This is a genomic window from Streptomyces sp. NPDC002845, assembly GCF_053591955.1.
Map to the genome: position 1 here is coordinate 1 of NZ_JBSFUU010000173.1, position 5,313 is coordinate 5,313.

Annotated in this window: 6 protein-coding genes and 1 pseudogene; 3 read left to right on the forward strand and 4 right to left on the reverse strand. The window is 68.0% G+C overall.

All coding sequences use genetic code 11. The features are described 5' to 3' along the window. Positions 1 to 308: 308 nt before the first annotated feature. Together ACWD3C_RS47670 and ACWD3C_RS47675 are read left to right on the forward strand one after the other, a co-directional pair. Positions 309 to 476: a hypothetical protein gene (locus ACWD3C_RS47670; RefSeq protein WP_451154945.1), complete on the forward strand. Its 168-nt coding sequence runs from the start codon at positions 309 to 311 to the stop codon at positions 474 to 476. 9 nt (positions 477 to 485) lie between these two features. After that, a complete protein-coding gene (locus ACWD3C_RS47675) occupies positions 486 to 1,523 on the forward strand; it encodes a phthiocerol/phthiodiolone dimycocerosyl transferase family protein (protein WP_451154947.1) in 1,038 nt (345 codons plus the stop codon). A gap of 68 nt (positions 1,524 to 1,591) precedes the next feature. Here ACWD3C_RS47675 and ACWD3C_RS47680 read toward each other — a convergent pair whose 3' ends face one another. Beyond that, the gene (locus ACWD3C_RS47680; RefSeq protein WP_451154949.1) at positions 1,592 to 2,272 is read right to left on the reverse strand and encodes an O-methyltransferase; all 681 of its coding nucleotides are present in this window, start codon (positions 2,270 to 2,272) and stop codon (positions 1,592 to 1,594) included. Between the two features lie 51 nt (positions 2,273 to 2,323). Further along, on the reverse strand, positions 2,324 to 3,073 hold the full coding sequence (locus tag ACWD3C_RS47685; protein ID WP_451154951.1) for an NADP-dependent oxidoreductase: 750 nt from the start codon (positions 3,071 to 3,073) through the stop codon (positions 2,324 to 2,326). 213 nt (positions 3,074 to 3,286) lie between these two features. Between ACWD3C_RS47685 and ACWD3C_RS47690 the strand changes: the two genes are divergently transcribed. Next, positions 3,287 to 4,108, forward strand: coding sequence for a DUF6008 family protein (locus ACWD3C_RS47690; RefSeq protein WP_451154953.1), 822 nt, complete (start codon positions 3,287 to 3,289; stop codon positions 4,106 to 4,108). On the opposite strand, the pseudogene ACWD3C_RS47695 reads toward ACWD3C_RS47690, so the two are convergent. Both ACWD3C_RS47695 and ACWD3C_RS47700 read right to left on the reverse strand, forming a co-directional pair. After that, a pseudogene (locus tag ACWD3C_RS47695) lies at positions 4,020 to 4,597 on the reverse strand (IS5 family transposase); the annotation flags it as partial. The gene ACWD3C_RS47690 and the pseudogene ACWD3C_RS47695 sit on opposite strands and share 89 nt — an antisense overlap. Positions 4,598 to 4,603: 6 nt before the next feature. After that, positions 4,604 to 5,143: a reverse transcriptase N-terminal domain-containing protein gene (locus ACWD3C_RS47700; protein WP_451154955.1), complete on the reverse strand. Its 540-nt coding sequence runs from the start codon at positions 5,141 to 5,143 to the stop codon at positions 4,604 to 4,606. Between the last annotated feature and the right edge of the window lie 170 nt (positions 5,144 to 5,313).

The following is a 5,313-nucleotide window of genomic DNA, read 5'->3' on the forward strand; positions in this document are numbered from 1 at the left end:
GGCAGAGCTGATCGACGGCTGCCTCACCGAGACCGGATTACTCATGGGCGCCGGATGATCTACCGGCCCGCCACTGCGAGTTCAACCTCAGTAGCCTCCTCCGACTATCCGATCCGGCATCGGACATGCGAAGAGTGATGGGGAGTGTCTGCCATGAATGCATCGAGCGCCCTGACGGAAAATGACACCGGTGGGCGCGTAGCCACGTCGCGCGAGTTGAGCCCGGGGGAACGCTGGTACTGGATCATCGATCAGCTCTCCACGCTCAACGTCTGCGCCCGCGTCCGTAGGGGGAGCTCTCGGCGGAGGTGCTGCGCACCGCACTCGGCGCGCTGCAGGACCGGCATCCGCAGCTGCGGACGGCCATAGCGGACCCGTCGCCGCAACCGGCGGGCGGCGGGCCGCGGTTCGTGCCGACGGACCTGCCGATTGTGCTGCGCGAGGTGCACCTGACCGGCTCCGAGGACTCGCGATAGGCGAGTGAAGTGGACGGCCACGAGCTGACGGATCCCCTTGACTTCAGGTCCGGCCCGCTGGCCCGCGCCGTCTTCATCAGCGGGCCGGAGCAGATCCACGACCTCATCCTCACCGTCGGGCACTGCATTGCGGACGGGACGACCGCACTGTCCCTGCTGCGCCAGTGGGTACGGCTTGCCGCCGCGCCGCCGGCGCCCGGCCGGACGGCCGTCGCGCGCGGCCCCGTTCCGGAGCCGTTCGAAGCCCTCTTCCCGGAGCGCTTTCGCGTGGCGTCCCACGCGCTGTCCGGCGAGCAGGCGGCCGACGGGGCAGACACCGCGGCGGCCACGGACGACGTGGGCCGGCTGGAGCCGGAGCGATTCGTGCCCTTCGACCAGCGTCGGACGCGGATGCTGCACCGGTCCCTGCCAAGCGACGTGCTGGAAGGGCTCACGCTCGCGTGCAAGCGGGAAGGGGCCACGCTGCACGGTGTGCTGGCCGCGGCGATGGCCTGTGCGGTGGCCCGCGACGCCACAGCCGCGCCACCCGCGCACTTCGCGGTCGGCTCCCCGGTCGCCCTCCGGGACGAGCTTCGGCGTGCGGTGTCCGAGGACGAGGCCGGCTGCTTCGTGTCGGCGTTGCACTCAGTGGTTCGCTATCAGCCCGACGACCTCTGGTCGATGGCTCGGTTCATCAAGGACGACATCGCCGCGCGCAAGAAGCTCGGCGAACAGTATGAGGTGTTCAGCCTGCTCGCCGCCCAGGGACCGGCCGGCGTCGCCGACAGCGAGCCCTTCGTCCGGCACTTCGAGGAACACGGACCTTTCAACTTCTTCGTGTCCAACATCGGGCGATTCGCATTTCCCACTGAGCTCGGCGCCTGGCGGCTCTCCGGGGCGCAGTTCGTGGGCGGGATCTCGGTGGTCGGCTACTTCGGATCCTCGGTGACCACCAGCCAGGGTCAACTCTCGTGGAATTTCACCTATATCGATGGGGCCGTGTCCCGGGAGCGTGCCGAGCGCCTCGTCGACGACAGCGTCAGGATGGTGATCGCGGCGGGGGAGTAGCACGAGAACGAGCCGGCCGCGGCCACATCGGGGATGAGCCCGGTGGCCGCGGCCGGCTGCTTCATGCGTCAGCCGAGCTTGAGGGCCAGCTGAACTCCCTGGTGGACCGGGAGCGTGAGGGAGAGGTATCCGTTGGCCGGGTCGTTGATGTAGTCGCGGAACTCCTCGTAGACTCCGCGGCCGATGTCGAGGTCGACGTCATCGACAACCACCAGGGCGCCTGGCCGCAGCCTAGGTTCCACGATCTGGAGTATGGGGAGCCGGAGATCGAGCCATCCGTCGAGCAGCAACAGGTCGACCGGCTCGGGCAGTTCCCGCAGTGTCTCCCGGGCGTCACCGAGCCGCAGGTCGACGAGATCGCCGAGCCCGGCGGCGGCGAAATTCTCCGTCGCCCGTCGTGCCTTGTCCTGCTGCAGCTCGGTCGTGATCACCTGACCGCCGTCGTTGTCGCGCACCGCGGCCGCCAGATAGAGCGTCGAGATCCCGAAGGAGGTGCCGAACTCGACGACGGTCCGTGCCTTGACGGCCCTGGTGAGCAGGTAGAGCAGTCGCCCGCCCTCCCTGGACACGGACATGATGATGTCCTTCGTGCGTTCCGCCATCTCGGCGGCGCTCATCCCGACGGGAAAGTCACCGCCCAGATCCACGCCGGCCGCCGCCCATTCGGCCGCCAGATCCTGCTTGTCCTCGGCTGTCAGCAGCCGGTTCAGGGTTGATGCGACAGCGTCCGATTCCAACGTCGAAGACATGGGCACAATGCTCCTTGTTCTGGTGGCTGCGGCGCTCGCCGAGCCACCGGTTCAGGGGATCAGGACGGTCTTGCCGGGCAGCTTCTGGGCGGCGAGCTCCTCGTGGACAGCGCGCAGCTCGGTCAGGGGCCGCCGCTGGGCCACATGGATCTTCAGGTCACCGGCGTCCACCCGGGCGACCAGTTCGGCCAGTTGTCCCGCGTCGCTGCGCCCGAAGACCTGCAGGTTGCGCACCCCGCGCTCGGTGTGCGCCAGGCCCGGGGGAACGGTGTTGGCGAAGGCGCCGCCGTCGACGACCAGATCCGCCAGCTGCGTGAGCTCTGCCGGGGCGAGGAACACCAGGTTCAGCACCACGTCGAACTGCTCGCCGGCCACCGCCTCCTGGAGCGCAGTGGCGGTGTAGTCGATGATCCGCTCGGCCCCGTAGGACCGGACGCGGTCACCGCTGCCGGCGCCGGCGGTCGCGGTCACCGACGCGCCGGCCTGTGCCGCGAGCTGGACGGCGTACCCGCCCACCGCGCCGCCGGCGCCGTTGATGAGGATGCTCTGGCCCGCTGTCAGTGCGACGTGCTCGAACAGCGCCTGCCAGGCGGTCAGCGCGACGGACGGCAGTGCCGCGGCACCGGACAGGTCCCCCGTACGCGGAGCGGCCGTCAGCGTCTTCGCGGGTGCCACGGCGTACTCGGCGGCAGCGCCGGGCCCGTCGATCGGCAGCCATGCCACCACCGCGTCGCCCACGCTCCAGTCGCTCACACCGTCGCCGACCTCGGTGATGACACCTGCGACGTCGTAGCACGGCACGTGCCTTCCGCGCTGAGCGGGCCTTCCGTACACGTCACCTGGAGCACCCGCCGTGGGCTCTGCACCCCGCAACGACGGTCATCCCTACCAGAACGCCGCCGTGCCTGTGGATGAACACAGCACACGTGGAGTGGCCTCTTGGGAATGGGGATTCCTACGGTGGCGGGACCATAAGCCGAAGTACCAACCGCGACCTGGACAAGGAGTCCACCCATGGACCACGGGCCCTCTGCACACGCAGGCCACGGCAGTCACGAGATGGGCGGTGCCGTGTCCTCGCTGGACACCTGGGGTGCCGTCGTGTTCATCGGCTGGGCCGTGGCCATGTGGGCGGCAGTTGTCGTACTCGCCTACGCAAACCGTGGACCTGTCCGCCCCTGGCTGTACAAGACCGCGGTCGCCGTCATCGGTCTTGGCGTGATCGGTCAGATAGGCCACTTTCAGGAGCACGTCGCCCAGGCCGGATACTGGGTGGCGAACCCGTACGCCCCTGCCTGGATGACTCCTTGGGCGAACGGCCTCGCGCGTGGCATGGGCCAGGTGGACCCGACCAAGCCCGCGTTGGGCATGGAGATCCTGCACCTGACCGGAAACTTCATCTTCCTCGCCGGCCTCGTCGGCATCGTGCAGATCACCCGCCGAGCCACCGGGCACCTCAAGACCCGCAAGTGGGCCAAGATGGGCGTCTGGATGCAGGGCATTCACGGTATTGAGCACATCGTTCTGACGGTCTCAGTGGCCCTGGGTGCCAGTAAGGCGATCGGTCTGTCGACCGGGTTCGGTGCAATTGATCCCGGCCCGGCGCTGGTGACCTATCGCGTGTGGTGGCACCTCGTCGCCAACCTGATCGGCACCGCGATCCTCGCCATCGCCCTCTACCACCTGTGGAAGGAGAAGCGCGCGGTCAAGGCTGGATACGAGGAGGGCCAAGAAGGGAACGCCAAGGGCCCTTGTCGCCCAGCACGTGGTCGGGCCGCACCCGGGGCCGTCCCGGCCCGAGGCGGGGCACCCGTATCGCCTCCATTGCGGCGGTGAACTGGGTGCAGTCGTTGGTGTTCCCGCCGGTGAGGGTGAAGGCGAGCGGGCGGCCGAGCGCGTCGCAGGCCAGGTGGATCTTGTTGGTCAGGCCGCCCTTGGAACGCCCGAGGCAGGGGCTGGAGAGCCCCCTTTTCGGGCCCCGGCGGCGTGCTGGTGGGCACGGACCACGGTGGAGTCGACGGATACCAGCCAGTCGATGTCACCGGCTGCGTCCGCTCCGGCCTGCGCGGCCGTGAGCATCCGCTCGAAAGTGCCGTCCCTGGCCCAACGCCGGAACCGGGTGTGCAGCGTGGTCCACGGACCGTACCGCTCCGGCACATCCCGCCAGGCCGTACCGGTCCGGAACTTCCACACGATCCCGTTGAGAATCTTCCGGTCATCCAGCCGCTTACGCCCCCGCAAGGAGGAAGGAAGCAGCGGCCGGACGAACTCCCACTCGGCATCAGACAGTTCATGACGACGTATCACCCGACCATGATCCACCACGCAAGATCAACATTTGACGACAGGCCCTAGATGTTCTGGTCGGGTAGCCGGAGCCCATTGCTGGGCCCCGGCCCCCTCAGAACCGGCCGTGCGGGCTTTCCCCGCAGCTCGGCTCAAGCAAGCCGGGATACCGAGCGGTCGCTGCTTCCCGTTGCTCTTGGGGATGAACACTCGCTTGACCGGCCTGGCCTTCCAGGGCGTGGACGACCGATGGATCTCGGTCGCCAGCTTTCCCCTCTCCACTGGGGTGAGGTCTCGCTCCCCGTCGATGCCAGCGGTCTTGCGACCACGGCTCCGCTGCGTCACCCGCCGCACGCTGGCCAGCGTGTTGCTTCGGCTTCGCAGCATGAGCTTCTGCAGGTTGCGGACCTTCTTCCAGTCCTCTTCCTGCGTCGCCTTGAAGATCCTCTGCCTCAATCGCCGTACATTTTCCTCGGTTTGGCCCCAGTCGATGCCGTGCCAGTCGAGTGCTTCGTCCTCCGGTCCGTTCACCGAGGCCGCTCGGGACGCGGCCAGAGCCGTCTCCTGCATCTGCGGCTTCGGCATCCAACTTGTCCTTCGGTTCAGGCGTCTTTGCTTCGGAGCTTCATAGGCTCACCTGATCCACGTGGGCACCCTTTCGGGCAAGGCCGTGAAGTTACGGCTTCGGAGGCGCTGACAAGTACGCGCTGATCTGCGGTGACTCGGGACGTAAGAAGCGGAGCCCCGGTAGAACT

Excerpts from the sequence above, each read along its gene's own strand:
- ACWD3C_RS47690 (WP_451154953.1), top strand. The coding sequence starts at position 3,287 with ATGGACCACGGGCCCTCTGCACACGCAGGCCACGGCAGTCACGAGATG.
- ACWD3C_RS47680 (WP_451154949.1), bottom strand. The coding sequence starts at position 2,272 with ATGTCTTCGACGTTGGAATCGGACGCTGTCGCATCAACCCTGAACCGG.
- ACWD3C_RS47700 (WP_451154955.1), bottom strand. The coding sequence starts at position 5,143 with ATGCCGAAGCCGCAGATGCAGGAGACGGCTCTGGCCGCGTCCCGAGCG.